Consider the following 20,327-nt stretch of genomic DNA (forward strand, 5'->3'; position numbering starts at 1 on the left):
AACAATAACAAAGGTAGAATGGCTCATGAGTGACCCGTTCGTTCTGGAGACCCAAAGCCTCGTCAAAGAGTTCAAGGGCTTTGTGGCGGTCGATGACGTTAACCTGAAGGTGCAGCGTGGCCACATACATGCCCTGATCGGCCCTAATGGCGCGGGCAAGACCACGGTATTCAACCTGCTCACCAAATTCCTGATTCCTACCCGAGGCAAAATCCTGTTCAAGGGTGAGGACATCACTTCAATGAAATCGGCGGCCATTGCCCGCAAAGGGGTGGTCCGTTCCTTTCAGATTTCTGCGGTTTTCCCCCATATGACGGCGCTCGAGAACATTCGCGTCGCTCTGCAGAGCTTTGAAGGAAGCTCCTTTCGCTTCTGGAAATCCGGCGAGTCCCTGAACAAGCTCAATGAGCGTTGCATGGAACTGCTGGACAGTGTGGGGCTGACTGAATTCGCCAATACCACCACCGTCGAACTCGCCTACGGTCGTAAACGCGCCCTGGAACTGGCCACCACTCTGGCCATGGAGCCGGAGCTGCTGTTGCTGGATGAGCCCACACAGGGAATGGGCAGTGAAGACGTGGAGCGGGTCGTTGAACTGGTGCGCAAGGCCGCTCAAGGCCGCACGGTGCTGATGGTGGAACACAACCTGGGTGTGGTCAGCAAACTGTGCGACCGGGTCACCGTGCTGGCACAGGGGGCCGTGCTCACCGAAGGCGACTACCAACAGGTGTCCGATGACCCCCGTGTGCGTGAGGTGTATATGGGTGGCACGGCCACCAAGAAGCAGGAGGCGGCGGAATGACCCAGGCCCACTCGAAAGATTACGAACAGCTACGAATCTCCGGGCTTCACGCGTTCTATGGCGAGTCCCACATTCTCCATGGCATTGATCTGGAGGTTCAGCGCGGCGAACTGGTCACTCTTCTGGGCCGCAACGGGGCCGGGCGCAGCACAACCCTGAAAGCGATTATGAATATGGTGGGCCGCCGCACCGGCTCGATCATGATTAACGGTGAGGAGACCATGACGTGTGCGCCTCACCACATTGCAAGGTTGGGAGTAGGGTATTGCCCCGAACACCGGGGCATTTTTTCCGGACTCAATGTCATGGAAAACCTGACGCTTCCGCCGGTCGTCCGAAGTGGCGGCATGGGGTTGGAGGAAATTTTCTCCATGTTCCCCAACCTGTACGAGCGCCGTGCCAGCCCTGGCACCAAACTATCGGGTGGTGAGCAGCAGATGCTGGCCATGGCCCGGATTCTGAGAACGGGCGCCAACATGCTGTTGCTGGATGAAATCACCGAAGGCCTGGCTCCGGTCATCGTTGAAACACTGGGCGAGGTGTTGGTCAAGCTGAAGGAAAAAGGCCTGACCATTGTCCTGGTTGAGCAAAATTTCCATTTCGCCGCACCCCTGGCGGACCGTCACTATGTGATGGAACACGGCCAGATTGTGGAGGAGATCAGCGCCGATGAGCTTGAGGCCAAGCAGTCGATGCTGGACAAGTACCTGGGTGTGTAAGGCCTGGGGATGAGAGTGAAATAAAGAGTGCAACAAGAGCAATAAGAACGAAACCCGAAAACCAACGCAAAGACAGTAGCGGAGAAACAACAATGACAATCACCAAAAAGCTTCTGACATCAGCGATTGCATCAGCCATGTTTGTGGGTGCTGCCCAGGCTGAGATATCCGACAACACCGTTAAAATCGGTTACCTGGCCGACATGTCCGGCACCTATCGTGACCTGGCCGGCCCCAATGGCCAGACAGCCCTGGAAATGGCCATCGCGGACTTCGGTGGCACGGTCAATGGCGCCAAGATCGAAGTGGTCAGCGCGGATGATCGTAACAGCCCGGATTCCGCCTCCAGTACTGCCCGGCGCTGGGTGGAGAACGAGAACGTTGATTTGATCGCCGGCCTGGTTGCTTCCTCGGTCACCATTGCCGTCAGCAACATCCTGGAAGAAAACGACAAACTCGGTATCGTCTCCGGTTCTGCCGCGTCCAGTATTACCAACGAGCACTGCACGCCGAACCACATCCACTACGTGTATGACACCTATCCGCTGGCCAACGGTACGGCAAGCGCGGTGGTTAAAGAAGGTGGCAAGAGCTGGTTTATCCTGACCGCTGACTATGCCTTCGGTCACGCCCTGGAAGGCGACGTAACCCGTGTGGTGGAAGAGAATGGCGGCGAAGTGATGCAGGCAGTGCGTCATCCCTTCCCGACCTCTGACTTCTCGTCCTTTATCCTGCAGGCGCAGTCCTCAGGCGCTGACGTGGTGGCCCTGGCAAACGCCGGTGCAGACACCACCAATGCCATCACTACCGCCGGTGAATTCGGCCTGACCCAGTCCGGCCAGACCCTGGCGGCGCTGTTGTTGTTCCTGACCGACGTTCACGCACTGGGTGCTCAGTCTGCCCAGGGCATCCAGCTCACCACCGGCTGGTACTGGGACATGAACGACGAAACCCGTGCCTGGTCTGACCGTTTCATGGAGAAAACAGGCGTTCGTCCCACCATGGTTCACGCCGGTATCTACTCCAGCACCATGCAGTACCTGAACGCCGTGAAGGCCACCGGTTCGGATGCCGCCCAAACGGTACGCAAGCAGATGATGGATACGCCGATCAACGACATGTTTGCCAAGAACGGCATCATTCGTGAGGACGGCCGTATGGTTCACGACATGTACCTGGCGGAAGTGAAAACGCCCGAGGAGTCCAAGAGCGAGTGGGACCTGTACGACATCGTACGCACCATCCCAGGGGACGAGGCCTATCGCCCGCTGTCTGAGAGCAAGTGCAAGCTCGTAACCAAAAACTGATGTTCTGACCGACTGGGCCGTCCCGCGCTATCCAGCAGTGCTGGCGGGGCGGCCACTGACCTGCAGACACGCAACTTGTGAATGATCCGTTGCGCTGCTTTTGGAGTTTGTAACATGACCGAGATTCTGGGAGTCCCCGTGGCCGTGCTGTCTGGCCAGTTGATGCTCGGGGTGATCAATGGTGCCTTTTACGCTCTGCTGAGCCTCGGCCTGGCGGTAATATTTGGCCTGCTGAAAATCATCAACTTCGCCCACGGTGCCATGTACATGCTCGGTGCGATGTGTACCGTACTGATTTTTGATGCCTTCGGAGTCAACTACTGGGTAGCGCTTTTCGTCGCACCCGTGATTGTTGGCTGTTTCGGCATTCTGCTGGAGTACTTCCTGTTGCGCCGCATCGCGGGCCAGGATCACATCTACAGCCTGTTGTTGACCTTCGGGATTGCACTGATCCTTCAAGGTGTTCTGACCAATATTTACGGCGTTTCCGGCCTGCGTTATTCCATGCCGGAGGTGTTCAGAGGTGGTATGAACCTCGGGTTCATGTTCCTTCCCTACTATCGAGCCTGGGTGATCGTGGCTGCCTTGCTGGTGTGCTTCGCAACCTGGTTCATGATTGAGAAAACCCGGCTTGGCTCCTACCTGCGGGCCGGCACGGAAGATTCCCAGCTGATGCAGGGTTTTGGCATCAATGTGCCACTGCTGATCAGCCTCACTTACGGTTTTGGTGTCATGCTCGCCGCCTTCGCCGGTGCGCTTGCCGCACCCATATATTCGGTATCGCCGGTAATGGGCTCCAACATACTCATCGTGGTGTTTGCTGTGGTCGTCATCGGCGGCATGGGTTCTATCGCCGGGGCCGTCGTTACCGGCCTGATGATGGGGGTAGTAGAAGGGTTTACCAAAGTGTTCTACCCGGAAGGGTCGGCAGCCGTGATCTTCCTGGTGATGGTGGTTGTCCTGTTGATTCGCCCGTCGGGCCTGTTTGGTAAGGAGGCATAGTCATGGCGAACGCAACCACGCAGACAGATATCCAGCAAAGTATTATTCAGCAGCAGAAATCCGAGCAACGCAAGAAGCAGATTTTGAATCTTGTGCTGCTGGCGCTGCTCCTATTGGCACCGGCGGTGATGTACCCCGTGTTCCTGATGAAAATCCTGTGCTTCGCCCTGTTCGCAGTGGCGTTCAACCTCCTGCTGGGTTACACCGGCCTGCTGTCTTTCGGGCACGCTGCGTTCCTGGCGGCGGGCTCATACACCACCGGTTACCTGCTCTCGAATTTCTCCGGTCTGACGACTGAAATGGGGATTCTGGTGGGCACGGCGGCGGCAACGGTGTTGGGGCTCGGCTTCGGGGTTGTGGCCATTCGCCGCCAGGGAATCTATTTCGCGATGATCACCCTGGCGTTGGCGCAACTGGTCTACTTCTTCTTCGTACAGGCCCCGTTTACCGGTGGTGAGGACGGTATGCATGGCGTACCCCGCGGCCACCTGTTCGGCTTTGTTGACCTGAGTAACAACTACGCCATGTACTATTTCGTGCTGGCGGTCTTCCTGGGAGGCTATCTGGCGGTGCAGCGCATTGTCGGCTCGCCCTTCGGGCAGGTGCTCAAGGCGATCAAGCAGAACGAGCCCAGGGCGGTGTCCCTTGGCTACAACGTGGATCGCTACAAGCTCCTCGCATTCGTGATCTCCGCAGGCCTGGCCGGCCTGGCCGGATCGGTGAAAACCGTGGTGTTCCAGCTTGCGTCTCTCAACGACGCTCATTGGCACATGTCCGGCGAAGTCATCCTGATGACTCTGTTGGGTGGTACCGGCACGTTGCTGGGCCCGGTGGTCGGCGCCACGTTCGTGGTGAACCTGGAATATCAGCTGGCCCAGGGGCCGCTGGGTGACTGGGTAGATCCTATTCTTGGCGGTATCTTCGTGCTGACGGTGATGGCCTTCCGCTCGGGTATTGTGGGAGAGATCCAGAACTTCATGCGCAAGAACATGAGTTAATCGTCGCTGGCCGCCCAACTGCCATACCCCAACGCCATGACCCGGGCCACTTCGGCCTCGGGTATGGCTGCCAGATCGCCCAGTTCCAGGGTGTCGTAGTGAAACACATAGAGGCGGGATGTGAATTCCGCCACCGGCAGGGATGCCTCACCCCGAATCTCTCCGTTTCCCCGGGTTGAGCAGGTGATGCCCTGGCCCCAGTCCTGGCCGCTGTCGTTATTGGGGTTGAAGAAGTACACCCGCATTTCGTTTCTGGGGCTCAGGGCCACTCTCAGGATAGTAATGGCATGTCGGCCGACGAAGCGGGCGGCGCTGTCGGTAACGGCGATACCGGCAGGCTGGTGGTGAATCACCGGAATGTTGCCGTTGTAGTAGGGGTGATAGCTGGCGTAGAAGTGCCGGATGAAATCGTCGTAGTCGGTGACTTCTCCAGTATGGATGTCGGCCACCACCTTGAAGCCGTGGCTGACCCACCAGCCATAGAACTCCGGGTTGATCCAGCGGTGGGCGTCGTCGTTACGGTCTTCGCAGCGCCGCCACATCTCACCGTATATCCGGTCCAGATGGGGAATCAGGATCAGTGACACCGGGTCCACATCCACCGGGGTGTCCTTGACCAGACCCGGCTCCAGGTTCTTGGACGATACTTCCCAGCCTTCAAACCGACTCAGTACCTCGTTGTCGCGGGCTGCCCAGGTGAGTACCTGCAGCAGGTAATCAGCCTCGTTGGCCGCCCACATGGACAATCCTATGGCAGACTGGCAACTGGGGTTGTTGCCCTGGCCCACGCCCAGTGGCTGGCCCAGAAGGTTGAGCACGCCGGCCAGCAGGAACACTCTTGGTGGAACCTCATCGCCGAACGCTTCTGACAGAGCCTGCTCGGTTTCCGCCGATAATTTAAGCTTGATCTGCCGCCACAGTGCCTGGGCGACCGGTGGGGTGAACAGCGAACCCCGCTCCAGCATCATGGTCAGCCCGTAGACCGCCTGACAGGTTTCCGGATGGATGGCTTCATCAATCAAGGCATCCACAAGCTGGTTGTAGCAGTAGAGGTCATCCAGCCCGGTCATTGTCAGGCCCAGGGCCGTGGGGATAAGTTCGTCCTCGTCGCTGGTACGAAGGAACCGTAAGAACACGGCATGATAGGGCGACGCAAGCCCGGTGTCGTGCATGTTGCGGGCGAACTCGCTGGCTTCCGCGGACAGTTCAACGTCGTCCATCTGGGTCAGGCGTAGCTGGTAAACGTCCAATCCGGGGTCTTCGCGGCTGCCGGGTGTGGGTGCGAACAGGGCCCGTACCAGCCGGGTGGCGTCGGCCGTGCCGGTGGTTTTCAGTTCCGGGTCGTACAGGCATTTGGCGATCTGGCCAATCATGTCGCAGATGCTGTCCACCTGCACAGGACCTTGTTCCAGTAGCCGCCACACCTCAGCCACCAGGCTGTCCAGCAGGTTCTCGTAGCCAAGGTGGGATATCAGGTATTGGTAAAGCCCCAGCACCAAGGGGCCGAGTTGCTTGGGCCGTTCGCGATCGGCCTCGGTGAGAGTGCCAGACAGCAGGTCCAGGTTCAGGGCCATCACCTGGGTGAGGAAATGCCGGGCCTGCTCGGAGGAAATGCCAGGGTGAAAATAGTCACCGCGCACCACCGCCAGCAGCCGTATTTCGCTGATCGCCTCGACAACGGTGGTAACCGCACCGGCTTCTCGCAGTGAGTGCTTGGCCAGGGCAGGTTGCAGTATGGCGGGCTTGGACCAGTCACTGGTGCCGAATATACCGGCGGATTCCAGAGCGCGAACCCGGCGGTACAGGACATCGAAACCTCCCGGCAGCGTCATTAGAAGGCGCGCACGCTCCAGCAGCCCCAGGCTGGAGGCTTGTGGTGACGCGCTGCGGGCGCGGGCAAAGTCTGCCAGAGCGGCATCGAATTGCAATGAAGCCTGGGCAAGATCCAAGGGTTAACTCCTTTTTCGTTTTTCCTCGCTCCGTCACTGGCAGTGTAGTCGGCCCCGGGCCAGAGACAAAGCTGGCGATGATCAGGTCGTCCAGCAGAAGTCGTGTCAATCGTTTATGGTGTAGGTACAGATATACGACTCTGTCTCGGAGGCCTGTTTGATCGACTATACCCTGCTGACATTGGCCATCGCCCTGCTCGCGGTGACCGTCCTCGGCAAAGTGCGCCTTCATGACTGGTGGATCCGTGCCTGTGAGTTCCCCCGTGTTCAGATTGTCAGCCTGGCGGTATTGGTGGCGTTCGCAGCGCTATGGCTGGAGAACGATGGCCTGCAAAAGTGGGTGCTTGCGATATTGGTGGTGGTGCTTGCGTTGCAGCTGTACCGCATTTTGCCGTGGACACGCTTATGGCCCCTGCAGGTGCAATCAGCGGAGTCCGGCCAGGAAGACCGCTGTGTCACATTGATGATTGCCAACGTACTGACGCCCAACCGCAACAGCGAGGGTCTGATTCGCCAGGTCCAGGAACACCGGCCAGATGTGTTGCTGACTCTGGAATCGGATCAGTGGTGGGGCGATCAGCTGGATGCGGCTTTTGGTGACTGGCCGACCATTATCCGCGTGCCGCTGGACAACCTCTATGGCATGCATCTGTATTCGAGGCTGCCGTTGGAAGAGGCCGAGGTGAGCTACCTGATTCAGGACGATATCCCTTCGATCCACGGCTGGTTGAGGTTACCCTCGGGTGATCGTGTGAAACTGCACGCCGTGCATCCGCGCCCACCGGCACCCAGTGAAAGTGAGGAGTCCCTGTGGCGGGATGCTGAACTGTTACTGATCGGCCAACAGATTCATAAAGATGGTTACCCCGCCATTGTCGCCGGTGACCTGAACGATGTGGCCTGGTCCCGCACCACGCGGCTGTTTTGCCGCGTCAGCGGCATGCTGGACCCGCGTCGGGGGCGGGGCATGTTCAACAGCTTTCACGCCGAACGCTGGTACCTGCGCTGGCCGCTGGACCACGTCTTCACCACCGAGCATTTTACGCTGGGCAGAATTGAAAGGCTCGCCCCCTTTGGTTCCGACCACTTTCCGATACTGACCACGCTGTGCTTCCGCCCCTCAAGAGCGGATGAGCACGAGGCTCCGGAAGCGGACCGCGACGAGCACCAGGAAGCCCGTGAGAACATCCGCGAAGGCAAGATTCGGGAGCAGGATGACTAGGCGCGCTGTGGTATGTCCCTATCTTGCAAATTGCCCCGGAAAGCAGGATAAAGGAGCCTTGAAAATCTCCTGTGCCGGCCCCTCGCCACAGGCCTGTTTGAGTTTTGAAAGGCTGACCTTATGGGTTCTGGTTTTGCGAGCGCTGACGCATTCCTTCAGGCACACCCCGAACTGCAGTTTATTGACCTGCTGATCCCGGATATGAACGGCATTGTCCGCGGTAAACGCGTGGACCCTTCAACCCTGCCCAAGGTGTTTGAGCGGGGCATCGCCATGCCGGCGTCCATCTTTGCCCTGAATATCCAGGGCACCACCGTGGAAGAGACCGGTCTGGGCCTGGATATTGGCGAGGCGGACCGAGTGTGTCTGCCCATCGACGGTACGCTCACCATGGAACCCTGGCAGAAGCGGCCCACTGGCCAACTGCTGCTGACCATGTATGAGCTGGATCGTGAGACACCCTTTTTTGCGGACCCGCGCGTGGTGCTGCAGAACATCGTCAAGCGGTTCGAGGAACTGGGCCTGACCCCGGTCGCCGCCTATGAGCTGGAGTTCTACCTGATCGACCAGGAAAACCTCGCCGGCCGACCCCAGCCTCCCAAGTCGCCCATTTCCGGCAAGCGCCCGGCGGGCACCCAGGCCTACTCCATTGACGACCTGGATGAATACGCGGAATTTCTGGCGGATGTGCTGGATGCGGCCCATGAGCAGGAGTTGCCGGCGGACGCCCTGGTGGCGGAATCCGCCCCTGGCCAGTTTGAGGTGAACCTGCATTACGTGGATGACGCCGTGCAGGCCTGCGACCACGCCACCCTGCTCAAACGCCTGATCAAGAATATGGCCTACGACCATGAGATGGACACCACCTTCATGGCCAAGCCGTATCACAACCAGGCGGGTAGCGGCATGCACCTGCATGTCAGCCTGATTGATGGGGAAGGGCGCAATGTATTTGCCGGCGACGCCGAGCAACCTAACGACATGCTGCGCTGGGCCGTTGGTGGGCTTGTGGCCACCATGAACGACGCCATGGCGCTGTTCTGCCCCAACATCAACTCCTACCGCCGGTTTAGCCCGGAGTATTACGTGCCCAGTGCGGCGACCTGGGGCGTGGATAACCGCACGGCCAGCCTGCGCCTGCCGGGTGGAGATCCCGAGGCGCTGAGGATTGAGCACCGCGTTGCGGGTGCTGATGCCAACCCGTACCTGCTGATGGCGGCGGTGTTGGCGGGCATTCACTACGGTATTTCCAACCGCATCGAGCCACCGCCCGTGACCGTGGGCAATGCCCACGAACAGCACGAAGCCAGTCTGGTGAATAACCTGCGGGATGCGTTGCGGGAGCTCGGTCAGTCGCCGGTGATGGCGGACTATCTGGGAAGGGAATTTCTGGATGTGTTCGTCGCCTGCAAGGAGCACGAACTGAACGAGTTCGAGATGACCATCTCAGATCTCGAATATCTCTGGTACCTGCATACGGTTTAATGGCTTCCCGTCATCCGATAACGGCGCCACAGGGCGCCGTTTTTCGTGGGAACTATTCAAGCACCAGCCAGGTGGCCTTCAGTTCCGTGTATTTATCGAATGCATGCAGGGACTTGTCGCGCCCGTTGCCGGACTGCTTGAAACCTCCGAACGGTGCAGTCATGTCGCCGCCGTCGTAGTGGTTGATCCACACACTGCCGGCCCGCAGTGCCTTGGCCACTTTGTGGGCGGTATTGATATTGGAGGTCCATACGGCGGCTGCGAGCCCATAGATGGAATCGTTGGCAATCTCGATGGCCTCCTCGGCGGTGGTGAAACCGATCACCGAGAGCACCGGCCCGAAGATTTCCTCCGAGGCAATGCGCATGCGGTTGTTCACGCCATCGAACACCGTGGGCTGCACGAACAGACCTCCGGTCTCTGCCATCACTCGTTGACCGCCTTCCACCAGTGTTGCCCCTTCCGACTGGCCAATGCCGATGTAGTCGATGATGCGATCAAGCTGAGCCTGGTCGACGATGGCGCCGCAGGTGGTGGCTGGGTCCAGCGGATGGCCGGGGCGCCAGGTTTTCAGGGCCTCGCGGATAAGCCCAACGAATTCGGTGCGGATGCTTTCCTCCACCAGCAAACGGCTACCGGCGGTGCAGACTTCGCCCTGGTTGAAGGCGATGGCACTGGCGGCTTCGGCGGCGGCTTTTTTCAGGTCCGGGGCATCCGCAAACACGATGTTGGGGCTCTTGCCGCCGGCCTCCAGCCACACCCGTTTCATGTTGGACTGGCCGGCGTAGACCATCAGTTGCTTGGCCACGTTGGTGGAACCGGTGAACACCAAGCAGTCCACGTCCATGTGCAAGGCCAGGGCCTTACCCACGGTATGGCCGAAACCGGGGAGTACGTTGAACACGCCGTCGGGTATGCCGGCTTCGGTGGCCAGTGCAGCCAGGCGAATGGCTGTGAGCGGCGATTTTTCCGAGGGTTTGAGGATCACTGAGTTCCCGGTGGCCAGCGCCGGCGCGATTTTCCAGGCCGCCATGATCATCGGGAAGTTCCAGGGCACGATGGCGGCCACCACACCCATAGGCTCCCGGGAAATCATGCCGATCTGGTTATGGGGCGTGGGGGCGAGTTCCCCATACACCTTGTCGATGGCTTCGGCGGTCCAGCGTATGGCGCGGGCGGTGGCCGGTACGTCCACCGTACGGGCATGGCTGATGGGTTTGCCCATATCCAGGGTATCCAGCAGGGCCAGTTCGTCGCCGTGGGCTTCGATCAATTCCGCAAAGCGAATCAGCACAGCTTTGCGTTTGGCCGGGGCCAGCTCACGCCAGTCGCCGCGCTCAAAGACTTTTCGGGCGATGGCTACGGCTTTGTCCGCATCGGCTTTGTCGCAACTGGCCACTTGGGCCAGTTCGCGGCCGTTTACCGGGCTGATCGACGGAAAGGTTTCACCGTTTACCGCCCAGCGATAACTGCCCTTTACATAGGCGCGGCCCTCTATGGCGAGGGTGTCGGCCATTGCCTGCCACTCGGGCTGGCTAGTGGGTGTTCCGGAAATGGCATTGGTGGATACAGGGTCAGACATGGCGGCCTCGAAGGCAAAGGAATGGCGTCATCATAGCAGGTGTTTGAGCCGCGTCGACGGCCTTCCATATAGGTACAAGAACGTGTCTTCCCGTGGGCTGAAAGCCGGCATAGACTGAGTTCGACGGGCAACAGGATTGCCCTTTTCATTGCCTGCCCAAGAACCCTTTTGATAACCCATTTGGCGCACCTCCATGACCCAGTATTCCCCGGTTCCATCCTATTACGCAGCGTCGGCCAATCCGGCCCCGACACGGCCGGTGCTCCAAGGCGCTTGCGAGGCCGATGTATGCGTGGTTGGTGCCGGCTACAGCGGGTTGTCCACGGCGCTCTTCCTGGCTGAAGCCGGTTTCAGGGTGGTAGTGCTCGAAGCCGTTACCGTGGGCTGGGGCGCCTCCGGCCGTAACGGCGGCCAGATCGTCAACAGCTTCAGCCGTGACCTCGACGCAATCGAACGCCAGACCACAGCGGATCACCTGACCCACTTGGCGTCCATGGCGTTTGAAGGCAGCCAGATCATCCGTCAACGGGTACGGGACTACGGCATCCAGTGCGACCTGAAAGAGGGTGGGATTTTCGCGGCCCTGAACACACGGCAACTGGGCCATCTGGAAACCCAGCAGGCACTTTGGCGGCGGTTTGGATACGGGGAACTGGAATTGCTGGACCGGGAAGGGGTTCGTGCCCGGGTCGGCACCGAGCGCTATGTGGGCGGTGCGATTGATCACAGCGGCGGCCATATCCATCCCCTGAACCTGGCCCTGGGCGAGGCGGCTGCCCTGGAATCCCTCGGTGGCGTGATCCACGAACATTCAGCCGTTACCGGGATTGTTCATGGCCAGCCGGCCACGGTAAAAACCGATCAAGGCGAAGTGCGGGCACGGTTTGTGGTGCTGGCGGGCAATGCCTATCTCGGCGGCCTGGTGCCGGAACTGGGCGCCAAGTCCATGCCCTGTGGCTCCCAGATCATCGCCACCGAGCCGCTTGATGATGAGGTCGCTAAACGCCTGCTGCCACAAGACAACTGTGTGGAAGACTGCAACTACCTGTTGGATTACTTCCGCCTGTCTGGCGACAAACGCCTGATCTACGGCGGTGGCGTGGTCTATGGCGCCCGCGACCCGGCCAACATTGAACGGTTGATTCGCCCCAATATGCTGAAAACCTTCCCGCAGTTGGCCAACGTGAAGATCGACTACGCCTGGACCGGCAACTTCCTCCTCACCCTGTCACGCCTGCCGCAAATGGGCCGGCTGCAGGATAACGTGTTTTATTCCCAGGGCTGCTCCGGCCACGGCGTAACTTTTACCCACGTTGCCGGCAAGGCGTTGGCGATGGCCATCCAGGGCCAGGCCGAACGTTTCGACGCCTTCGCCAGCCTGCCGCATTACCCGTTTCCGGGAGGGCGGGCGTTTCGGGTGCCTTTGACGGCAATAGGGGCCTGGTATTACGCGTTGCGGGATCGGTTGGGGGTGTAAGGAAGCCGGCAGCCTATGTGTTGCTGTAAATCGACAGCTCCCGGGCGTGCCGTTCTGGTTTGGGGTCATCAATGGACTCCACGGCTTCAATCTGCGCAATGTAGTCCGCCGGCAAGCCGTTTTCCCGGGCGCCGATGAGCACGTGGTCCTTGTACCAGTGGAAGGGTTTAAGTGAGTTGTTGATGCGGGTGGCATAATACATCCAGGCGTGCAGGGTGCCTTGTTCGGTTTTCAGCTCAACCTGCTTCTCATCGTAGCCAAACCCCAGAGCTTCATGTCGGTCCAGGTCTGGTTTCTCTGAATCATCAATTTCGTACACCACGCCGGTCACCCAGTCCCCCGGGTTGCCGGTCTCTTCCGCGTCGCATTTGGCGGAGCCGTCGCTGGCGGATTTGTGAAAGCGGAGCCGATGGGCTGTAAGCTCTGCGACAGCTATGAATCGGGCTGATGGAACCCGGGCCTGGAGTCGTCGTTGCGACATGTTGGAGCCATAGCTGAAGCAGAGCATGCAATGTCCTTGTTGGCGATTACACCGAGCCTACCAGTGATGACGACGTCATGGCAGGTGTCGCCTTGGTGAGTGTTTCCAGCAACGCCAGCACCAGTTCATCCACCTGTTGTTCTGCCTCGGCAACGGATTGCGCCAACACCTCGCCGCCTTCCTCCTGATTTTCAATGGCAATGCTGTGCACATTGGTGATGCCGATAAACTCAAGCACCGTGGTCAGGCCTGGCTCAAGGTGATTCATATGTGCCAGCTCGCCTCCCGGTCCAAAGCCAACGCCACCGCGGGATGACAGGATAACCGCATGGCGCGGGCGGTCGGCGAGTAGCGGGGTAAAGGGGGCTTCGGGAGTGGAGGGGTCGTATTCCACAGTCCTGCCCATGCGAACCACCAGGTCCACCCATGCCTTCAGCGCTGCTGGCATACCAAAATTATAGAGTGGCGCGCCAATGACCAGGATGTCTGCGGCGACCAGTTCATCGATCAGTTGGTCACTTTCTGCCAGTGTGTCGTTCATCCAGGGCTCGTGCTTTTCGGGCGGAGTAAAGGCCGCCTGTATCCATTGCTGATCAATGAAGGATGGGGGCGTGCCGCCGATATCGCGGTAGGTCACGGTATCGCCAGGGCGTTGAGCCTGCCACCGGGAAACTAACCGGTGTGTCAGGCTGCGGCTGTGGGAGCCGTGTTCGTGGATGCCGGCGCGGCCAGGGCGGGCAGAGGCGTCGAGTTGCAGGATATGAGTCATTTTGGGCTCCATCAGGTTGTAAGTAAATTCATCTGTTGTTGACAGTGAATTAAGCCTAAAACCATACTTAAAGGGCCACAAACGATGATTTTTCGCACCTATAGATGAGACAAATTCACCCATGAACCCCCGTCGTCTGCCTTCGCTATCCGCCTTGCGAGCCTTTGAGGCTGCTGCCCGCCATGAGAGTGCTAAGCAGGCTGCCCAGGAGCTGTCGGTGACCGCCACGGCCATCAGCCATCAGATTCGCGGGCTTGAGGAGGCACTGGGGGTTGAGCTATTCATTCGCAAACCCCGGCAATTGGTGCTGACGTCCCAAGGGCGAGAACTGCAGGAGGTGCTGGGGGCTGCGTTCGATAACATCGGCAATGCCATAGAGCGGCTGAAGGCGGTGCCATCGCGCCAGGCGGTTACTCTCTCGACCACGCCGGCTGTGGCGGTGCGCTGGTTGTTGTCCTGGGTGTGTATGTTGCGGGACAGCCATCCGAACATTGATCTGCGCATCCACGCCTCACACGAACCAGTGGCCCTGGACGGGGTTACGGCGGATCTCGCCGTTCGCTACGGTGATGGTCATTGGCCGGGTTTGGTCGCGGAGAAGCTGTTCGATAACACGTTTATACCGGCTTGCAGCCCCCACCTCGGGCTGAAACGGCCTGAAGATCTGCCCAACCATCCGTTGATTCACTTTCGTCCCCAGCAGACCATAGTCAACCCGATAGATTGGGCGGGTTGGCAGAAACAGGCGGAAATATCGGGGTTGGATGTCAGTGCCGGGTTGGTGTTTTCGGATGAAACCCACGCCATCTCCGCTGCGGTAGGTGGCCAGGGCGTGGCGTTGATGAGCCGGCCGTTGATTGAGGATGAGTTGGCCGAAGGTCGGCTGGTGCAGCCCTTCGGCCCGGAGCTTGAAGGTAAGCCTTTCTATCTGGTGTACCCGGAAAGCCGCCGGCAGGACCCGACGATACTGGCCATCCGCGATTGGGTACTGAATGTACCCGGGGGATTATGCCCAGTATCGCCGGCTGCTTCCGCCTGATCGTCAGGCTGTGACAGCTTTCATCGACTCCACCAGGGCATCATCCAGCTCATTGGCACGCTTGGCCGCTGGCCGGCTTTCCGTGCGTTGGATGTACTCCTGGAATACCTTGTTCGGCGGAATGTTTTTCTGCATGGTTTCCCACCACAGGTAACTGCTGACCAGCACATCCGCTGCGGTAAACGTGTCACCGCAAATGTAGGGACTCTTGCCCAACACTTTCTCCAGCGTGTTGATACTGTCTTCCACCCGGCCGCAACCGACGGCCTGCACGTTTGTGCTGTCGATCTTCCAGCCGTGGGCCAGCGCACTGGTAGCCATCTCGAAAGGGCCCGCCATGAAAAACAGCCAGCGGTAATAGGCGCCACGTTCCGGAGAGGCAGCCGGTGGGGCAAGCTTCTTGTCCGGGAACTGGTCCGCCAGGTAAGCGCAGATGGCCGCCACCTCGGTCACAATGGTGCTGCCGTGTTTGATGGCGGGCACCTTGCCCATGGGATTGATGGCCAGGTATTCCGGGGTTTTCATGTCCGGGCCGAAATCCATCGTCTCTACCGTGTAGGGGATACCGACTTCTTCCAACATCCAGCGTACAACGCGGCCACGTGACATGGGGTGGGTGTAAAAGGTGAGTTCCGACATGCTGATCTCCTTTTCGAGCCTGTTTTTTCAGGGGTATGGGTTACTGCGAGATCAGATTAATGTGGAATTAGGCGAATATCTGTCCTAGATAAATGGGAAGATGCATTTTTAATGTAGAAAAGCCGAAAAGCTGCCAGGAGGTAGGCCACGATGTCTGGTCCCACGACCCGCGTGTTAACCGTGTTGGAATTGTTGCAGACCCATGGCCAGATCGGCGGTGCCGAACTGGCGGAGCGGTTGGGCGTGGACCGGCGAACCATCCGCCGCTACATCACGGTGCTTGAAGACCTGGGCATTCCGGTGATGACCGAGCAGGGGCGCTACGGCGGCTACCGGTTGGTGGCAGGCTTCAAGTTGCCACCGATGATGTTTACCGACGAGGAAACCCTGGCGGTCTCCCTTGGGCTACTGGCTGCCCGACAGCTCGGGCTGGCGGATGCTGCGCCGGCCATTGCCAGCGTGCAGGCGAAGCTGGAACGGGTAATGCCGGCCAACCTGAAAAAGCGGGTACGAGGTGTCAGCGACACCACTCGGGTGATCCTTCCCCGGGGCGAACCCAGCCTGGACGACCGCGCCCTTCAAACCCTGACCGTTGCCACGGAAGCGATGCGCTCGGTGGGGTTTACCTACCACTCCCCGGACCACGGCGGGATCGACCGCAGCGTGGATCCCTACGGCCTGGTGTTCCGTCAGGGGCGCTGGTATTTAACTGGCTTTTGCCATCTCCGCCAGGCCATGCGCTCGTTCCGGCTGGACCGCATCAGCCATGTCCATCTGTTAACGGCCACTTTTCAGCGGCCACCGGATTTTGATGCGGCGGATTTCCTGAGTGAGAGCTTCCTGTCCTGGGGGCGTACCCACGAGGTGTCGCTGGTGCTCCATACGGACCGTGAGTCGGCCTCAGCCGTGTTTGGTTTTCATTCCTCCTGTGCGGAGGGATTCGAACAGCGTGAAGATGGCTTGTTGCTAACCACCCAAACCGACAGCTTTGAGTGGTTTTCCTGGTGGCTGGCACAGCTCCCGTTCCGGTTTACCATCCTCAAGCCGGATGGGCTCAAGGACGCGTTGCGGGAGCATGCCACGCGGTTGCTGGAATGTTGTGAGTGAGGATTTACCCCACAAACATCCTCTTCGCCAACGGCAACCCCTTCAGGCCACTGACCGCCACGGTGGCGAGCAGACCGCCGATCATGGCCCCGGCCACACCGCAGGTCATCACATCCTGGCCGGTCAGGTACAGGCCGGGAATGCGGGTCTTGGGCTTCAGCCAGTCCTGTTCAAAGCGGCTGGGCGAATGGTTCAGGCCGTAGATTTCGCCCTTGCTGTAGCGGCAGAAGTAATCGGTAGACAGCGGCGTCGACAGCTCGTAGTAATCCACCTTGCCTTCCAGGTGCGGGAACTTCTCATACAGCTTCGCCAGTAGCCGCTGGGCGTAGGCTTCTTTCTTTGCCTCATACTCGTCGCCACGTTTACCCCAGGTCTCGTCCGCCCAGTCCTCGTACCAGTCATAAGGCCCGGGGGCGACGATCTCGATCGTGGCGCGGCCGGGGTAGCGCTCGGCAAAGCTTGGGTCTTTGGCGGAAGGGAACGAGATGTACGTCAGCGGAATGTCGTGTTCGTCCGGCGCGGCCACAAAGTCGCTGACCTGCTTCTCGTAGTTGGTGCCCGGATAGATCCAGTAATTGGTCTTCGGCAACTTCAGGTTCTCAGCGGTATCTTCCAGGCCGATGTACAGGCAGTTGCTGGCCATCGAGCGTTCCACGGTTTTCAGCTTTTCCTGGTAATAGTCCCGGTGGGGTGCCGTTTCCGGCAGCAGTTTGTCGAACGTGTTGAATACGCCGGCATTGCTGATCACCAGCGGGGCACGAACGTCCTCGCCGTCTGCCATGCGCACACCCACGGCCTTGCCTTTTTCGATCAGAATTTCTTTTACGTCGGCATAGGTGAACACTTCCCCGCCACTCTGCTGGATGACCGGAATAATGGTCTTCGCCATTTCAGAGGCACCGCCGATGGGGTAGTAGCCGCCGTACAGGTAGTGGCGGGCAATCAGGGCGTGGATGATGAAACTGGATTCTGCTGGTGGCAGGCCGTTGTCGCCCCACTGGCCGGTGAGCACCGCGATCAGTTCCTGATTGTTGGTCAGGCTCTCCAGAACTTCTCGAGTGGGCTTGTTGAGGAACGCAGGCGCGGTGCGGTCGACCAGCTTGCGCAGGGGGCCGGCGGCCAGGTCCGGCAGTACCTTGCCTATCACCAGCCCGGGCATGGCCTTGGCCACTTGCCGCAGATAACCCAGGTAGGTATCGATGGCCTGTTCCTCGCCGGGAAACTCCTTCTTTAACTCTGCTTTGAAGGCGTCCGGGCCGGCGACAAGATCCACATGGCGGTTACCAATAAAGATGCGGTCAAAGTGGCTGTCCATAGGCGCCCACTTCAACTGGCCGTCGGTAATGTGGTCGAACAGTCGTTTGCTCAGGGTGTGGTCCGCGCCCACATCACCAATGTAATGCACACCTACATCCCATTCGTAGCCGTTGCGATCGTAGCTGTGAGTAAAGCCCCCGGCGGTGTAGTGCTGCTCGAACACCACCACTTTTTTACCCATTTTGCTCATGCAGGCGGCGGTGGTGAGCCCGCCAATACCGGAGCCGATGACAATGGCGTCATAGGGGCCATCAAGACGATTGGCGCGATAGCGCCGCCCGACACGGATAGTACTGGGTTTGGGGCTACTCATGATGTGGTGTCCTTATTGTGTTGTTTGTTTTCGGCAATTGAGCCATCGAGCAGGAGTGTGACAACACCTTCGGTCAGGTGAGGTTCCGCCTTCGTGCTGGGCAGGTGCCCGTCGATAGACAACTGGGACAGGCCATGTACCAGGGACCAGGCGGCAGCTGTCATCAGTGACAACGGAATCGGTTTGACGTAACCGACCGCCTGCGCTTGTGCAATGGTGTCTTCCAGGACCTGGAAAGCTCCCTTTCCGGCGGTGTCCAGGCGCGGGTGAATACCTTTGGGCAGCACCCGCCCGCCAAACATCAGCCGGTACAAGTTGGGTTCGTCCCGGGCGAACGACACGTAAACCAGGCCGATATCAATCAGCGCCCGCCTGGGGTCGCTTTGATCAACGGCGAGCAGTCGTTCCCGTAGTGCATTGAAACCGGTGATGGCGAGCTCTGCGAGCAGGCTATCCCGGTCAACGAAGTGTCGATACAGCGCAGGTGCACTGACCCCAATCTGCTTGGCCAGGGCCCGCAGGCTGATCGCCGCATCGCCATGTTCCCGCAGAATTTCCAGAGCTAACTGATGCGCCTGTTGGGGCAGGTCACCATGGTGGTAATTGGTTTTGAGTGGGGTGGAGCTAACAGTCATAAGTTATCACCGATAACATTGTTACCGGTGATAACATCATAGGGCGCAGGAGATTGTCAACTGTATTCGGAAGTTGCTTGTTCGCTTTGCTTGTAGCTCCGGAAGGCCAGAAACCCATCCACAACAAGAAACACCCCAAGGCTGACGCCCATCACCGGCGCAAACCATCCTAATCCGACCGCAACTATCGCCATGGCCAGCATTGCCAGGGGCGGTGCCTTGAGCAATTCTGTCCACACCCGCTGGGCGGACCGCTGATTGGATGCCCCTCGCGTCGGGCGCTTCAGCCACCACATTCGATAGCCCAACGCGATCATCACGCACAGACCCAAGGCGCAGGCCGCCACAAAGAGCTGGTTGGCCAGGCCAAACAGAATGCCCATGTGGGCGTCGATGCCCCAGCGGGTGAGTTTGGCGGCGATCGGGAAGGTTTCGAAATCCACCCGGTCGGTCACAGCCATGGACTTGGGATCAACCGCCACCATATCCACCTGTGTCGGCCAGCTGCGGTCGATTTCACGAACCACCCAGGCACGGGTAGCGTCTGCCGACGGCTTGATTTCCACCATGCCGGCATCGATGCCCGCAGCCCGGGCACGTTCCAGTACGGCATCATAGGTGGGTGCGTTGTCTCTGCCCGTGGCCATTGGCATGGCCATTCCGTGTCCGGCGTGTTCACCATGGCTGTGAGCCTGAGCGGCGGCTGAATCGGCGATCTGCGTGTTCAGCCCTGGTGTGCCCCAATCCAGTTGCGTGCGCAGTTCGGCAATATTGGCACCGGCCCACTTGGACCAGGTCAGGCCGGTTACCGAGAAGAACAGAAAGGCCATCAACAACACCACGCCAATACGACTATGCCATTTGCTAAGTGTGCTTCTCTCCGTGTCCTTGCCGCTTCGGCTGGTTGAGCGGCGTCGCCACCACAGGAACAGGCCCCCCAGTGCCACCAGCCAGAGCCAGGAGGCGGCCAGTTCGCTGTAGTAGCGACCAACCTCACCCAAATGCAAATGCCGGTGTACGTAATCGATCCAGATGCGGAACGGCAGGGTGCCGCTGGTGCCGTAAACCACCAGGTCACCGCGAATCGCCAGGGAAACCGGGTCCACAAACACCGCCTGATGTTCGTAGGGTTGCAGGTCATCCACCGCAAACATGACCCGCGTGGTCTGGCCCGCTTCCGGTGCCGGGCGGACTGCAGCGAGGGCGGCATCGTTGCCAATGTGGTTCCGTGCAGCCCCGATCTGGCTGGCCAGTGGGTGAGCATTGCCAGTGAACTCGGTGGTCAGTTCGGTGTGGTAGAGCCAGCTTTCAATCTGTGGCGTCAGTGCGAACAGCGCGCCTGAAAGGGCGGCCACGAATATAAACGGGCCAACGAGAAGTCCTGCGTAGAAATGCAGGCGCAATAGCAGAGTGTATCCCCAGCGCGGCGCGCCGGTGGATCGTGATTCGTTCATGGTCTTCCTCACTACGGATTTAAAGGGAAA

At 59.4% G+C, this 20,327-nt stretch carries 18 protein-coding genes; 10 read left to right on the forward strand and 8 right to left on the reverse strand.

Annotation, left to right across the window (positions count from 1 at the left end):
* The first annotated feature begins 25 nt into the window (after positions 1-25).
* The 5 genes from AAGD24_RS01980 to AAGD24_RS02000 all read left to right on the forward strand — a co-directional run bounded on the left by AAGD24_RS01980 (position 26) and on the right by AAGD24_RS02000 (position 4,828).
* Entirely contained in the window at positions 26-802 is a 777-nt protein-coding gene (locus tag AAGD24_RS01980; protein ID WP_379866357.1) for an ABC transporter ATP-binding protein, read from the forward strand.
* Positions 799-1,521, forward strand: a complete 723-nt coding sequence (locus tag AAGD24_RS01985) for an ABC transporter ATP-binding protein (protein WP_305936220.1) — start codon at positions 799-801, stop codon at positions 1,519-1,521. The genes AAGD24_RS01980 and AAGD24_RS01985 overlap by 4 nt, the downstream gene beginning before the upstream one ends.
* Before the next feature lie 92 nt (positions 1,522-1,613).
* Entirely contained in the window at positions 1,614-2,828 is a 1,215-nt protein-coding gene (locus tag AAGD24_RS01990) for an ABC transporter substrate-binding protein (protein WP_075195408.1), read from the forward strand.
* A 114-nt stretch (positions 2,829-2,942) separates the two neighbouring features.
* On the forward strand, positions 2,943-3,830 hold the full coding sequence (locus AAGD24_RS01995; protein WP_075195407.1) for a branched-chain amino acid ABC transporter permease: 888 nt from the start codon (positions 2,943-2,945) through the stop codon (positions 3,828-3,830).
* Positions 3,831-3,832: 2 nt separating this feature from the next.
* Positions 3,833-4,828, forward strand: coding sequence for a branched-chain amino acid ABC transporter permease (locus tag AAGD24_RS02000; protein ID WP_041333636.1), 996 nt, complete (start codon positions 3,833-3,835; stop codon positions 4,826-4,828).
* Here AAGD24_RS02000 and AAGD24_RS02005 read toward each other — a convergent pair.
* Positions 4,825-6,777, reverse strand: coding sequence for a hypothetical protein (locus AAGD24_RS02005; protein ID WP_379866360.1), 1,953 nt, complete (start codon positions 6,775-6,777; stop codon positions 4,825-4,827). The two genes, AAGD24_RS02000 and AAGD24_RS02005, sit on opposite strands and share 4 nt — an antisense overlap.
* A 157-nt stretch (positions 6,778-6,934) precedes the next feature.
* On the opposite strand from AAGD24_RS02005, the gene AAGD24_RS02010 reads away from it, so the two are divergent.
* Complete coding sequence (locus AAGD24_RS02010) at positions 6,935-7,999, forward strand: endonuclease/exonuclease/phosphatase family protein (RefSeq protein ID WP_305936218.1); 1,065 nt, start codon at positions 6,935-6,937, stop codon at positions 7,997-7,999.
* A gap of 120 nt (positions 8,000-8,119) precedes the next feature.
* Entirely contained in the window at positions 8,120-9,484 is a 1,365-nt protein-coding gene (locus AAGD24_RS02015) for a glutamine synthetase family protein (RefSeq protein WP_273622785.1), read from the forward strand.
* Between the two features lie 52 nt (positions 9,485-9,536).
* Here the strand turns inward: AAGD24_RS02015 and AAGD24_RS02020 are convergent, their stop codons facing one another.
* Entirely contained in the window at positions 9,537-11,000 is a 1,464-nt protein-coding gene (locus AAGD24_RS02020) for an aldehyde dehydrogenase (RefSeq protein ID WP_379867383.1), read from the reverse strand.
* 259 nt (positions 11,001-11,259) lie between these two features.
* On the opposite strand from AAGD24_RS02020, the gene AAGD24_RS02025 reads away from it, so the two are divergent.
* A complete protein-coding gene (locus AAGD24_RS02025) occupies positions 11,260-12,543 on the forward strand; it encodes an FAD-binding oxidoreductase (protein ID WP_228210263.1) in 1,284 nt (427 codons plus the stop codon).
* A 13-nt stretch (positions 12,544-12,556) separates the two neighbouring features.
* Here the strand turns inward: AAGD24_RS02025 and AAGD24_RS02030 are convergent, their stop codons facing one another.
* On the reverse strand, positions 12,557-13,051 hold the full coding sequence (locus AAGD24_RS02030) for a gamma-glutamylcyclotransferase family protein (protein ID WP_036202511.1): 495 nt from the start codon (positions 13,049-13,051) through the stop codon (positions 12,557-12,559).
* Between the two features lie 19 nt (positions 13,052-13,070).
* On the reverse strand, positions 13,071-13,793 hold the full coding sequence (locus AAGD24_RS02035) for an FMN-dependent NADH-azoreductase (RefSeq protein ID WP_228210264.1): 723 nt from the start codon (positions 13,791-13,793) through the stop codon (positions 13,071-13,073).
* A gap of 121 nt (positions 13,794-13,914) precedes the next feature.
* On the opposite strand from AAGD24_RS02035, the gene AAGD24_RS02040 reads away from it, so the two are divergent.
* Positions 13,915-14,832 carry a LysR substrate-binding domain-containing protein gene (locus tag AAGD24_RS02040; RefSeq protein ID WP_228210265.1) on the forward strand — a complete coding sequence of 306 codons (918 nt, stop codon included), beginning with the start codon at positions 13,915-13,917 and terminating at the stop codon, positions 14,830-14,832.
* Positions 14,833-14,835: 3 nt separating this feature from the next.
* Here the strand turns inward: AAGD24_RS02040 and AAGD24_RS02045 are convergent, their stop codons facing one another.
* Positions 14,836-15,471, reverse strand: coding sequence for a glutathione S-transferase family protein (locus tag AAGD24_RS02045; protein WP_199447598.1), 636 nt, complete (start codon positions 15,469-15,471; stop codon positions 14,836-14,838).
* A gap of 150 nt (positions 15,472-15,621) precedes the next feature.
* On the opposite strand from AAGD24_RS02045, the gene AAGD24_RS02050 reads away from it, so the two are divergent.
* A complete protein-coding gene (locus AAGD24_RS02050) occupies positions 15,622-16,578 on the forward strand; it encodes a YafY family protein (protein WP_228210266.1) in 957 nt (318 codons plus the stop codon).
* A 4-nt stretch (positions 16,579-16,582) separates the two neighbouring features.
* On the opposite strand, the gene AAGD24_RS02055 is transcribed toward AAGD24_RS02050, so the two are convergent.
* Genes AAGD24_RS02055 through AAGD24_RS02065 form a run of 3 tightly spaced genes read right to left on the reverse strand, consistent with a single transcriptional unit; the run spans position 16,583 to position 20,297 of the window.
* A complete protein-coding gene (locus tag AAGD24_RS02055) occupies positions 16,583-18,208 on the reverse strand; it encodes an NAD(P)/FAD-dependent oxidoreductase (protein ID WP_228210267.1) in 1,626 nt (541 codons plus the stop codon).
* The gene (locus AAGD24_RS02060; protein ID WP_228210268.1) at positions 18,205-18,843 is read right to left on the reverse strand and encodes a TetR/AcrR family transcriptional regulator; all 639 of its coding nucleotides are present in this window, start codon (positions 18,841-18,843) and stop codon (positions 18,205-18,207) included. The genes AAGD24_RS02055 and AAGD24_RS02060 overlap by 4 nt, the downstream gene beginning before the upstream one ends.
* 56 nt (positions 18,844-18,899) lie before the next feature.
* Positions 18,900-20,297 (reverse strand): PepSY domain-containing protein, encoded by a 1,398-nt coding sequence (locus AAGD24_RS02065; protein ID WP_228210269.1) that lies wholly within the window; start codon positions 20,295-20,297, stop codon positions 18,900-18,902.
* Positions 20,298-20,327 lie beyond the last annotated feature (30 nt).

It is taken from the genome of Marinobacter sp. M5B, assembly GCF_042604615.1.
GTDB classification, from domain to species: domain Bacteria; phylum Pseudomonadota; class Gammaproteobacteria; order Pseudomonadales; family Oleiphilaceae; genus Marinobacter; species Marinobacter salarius.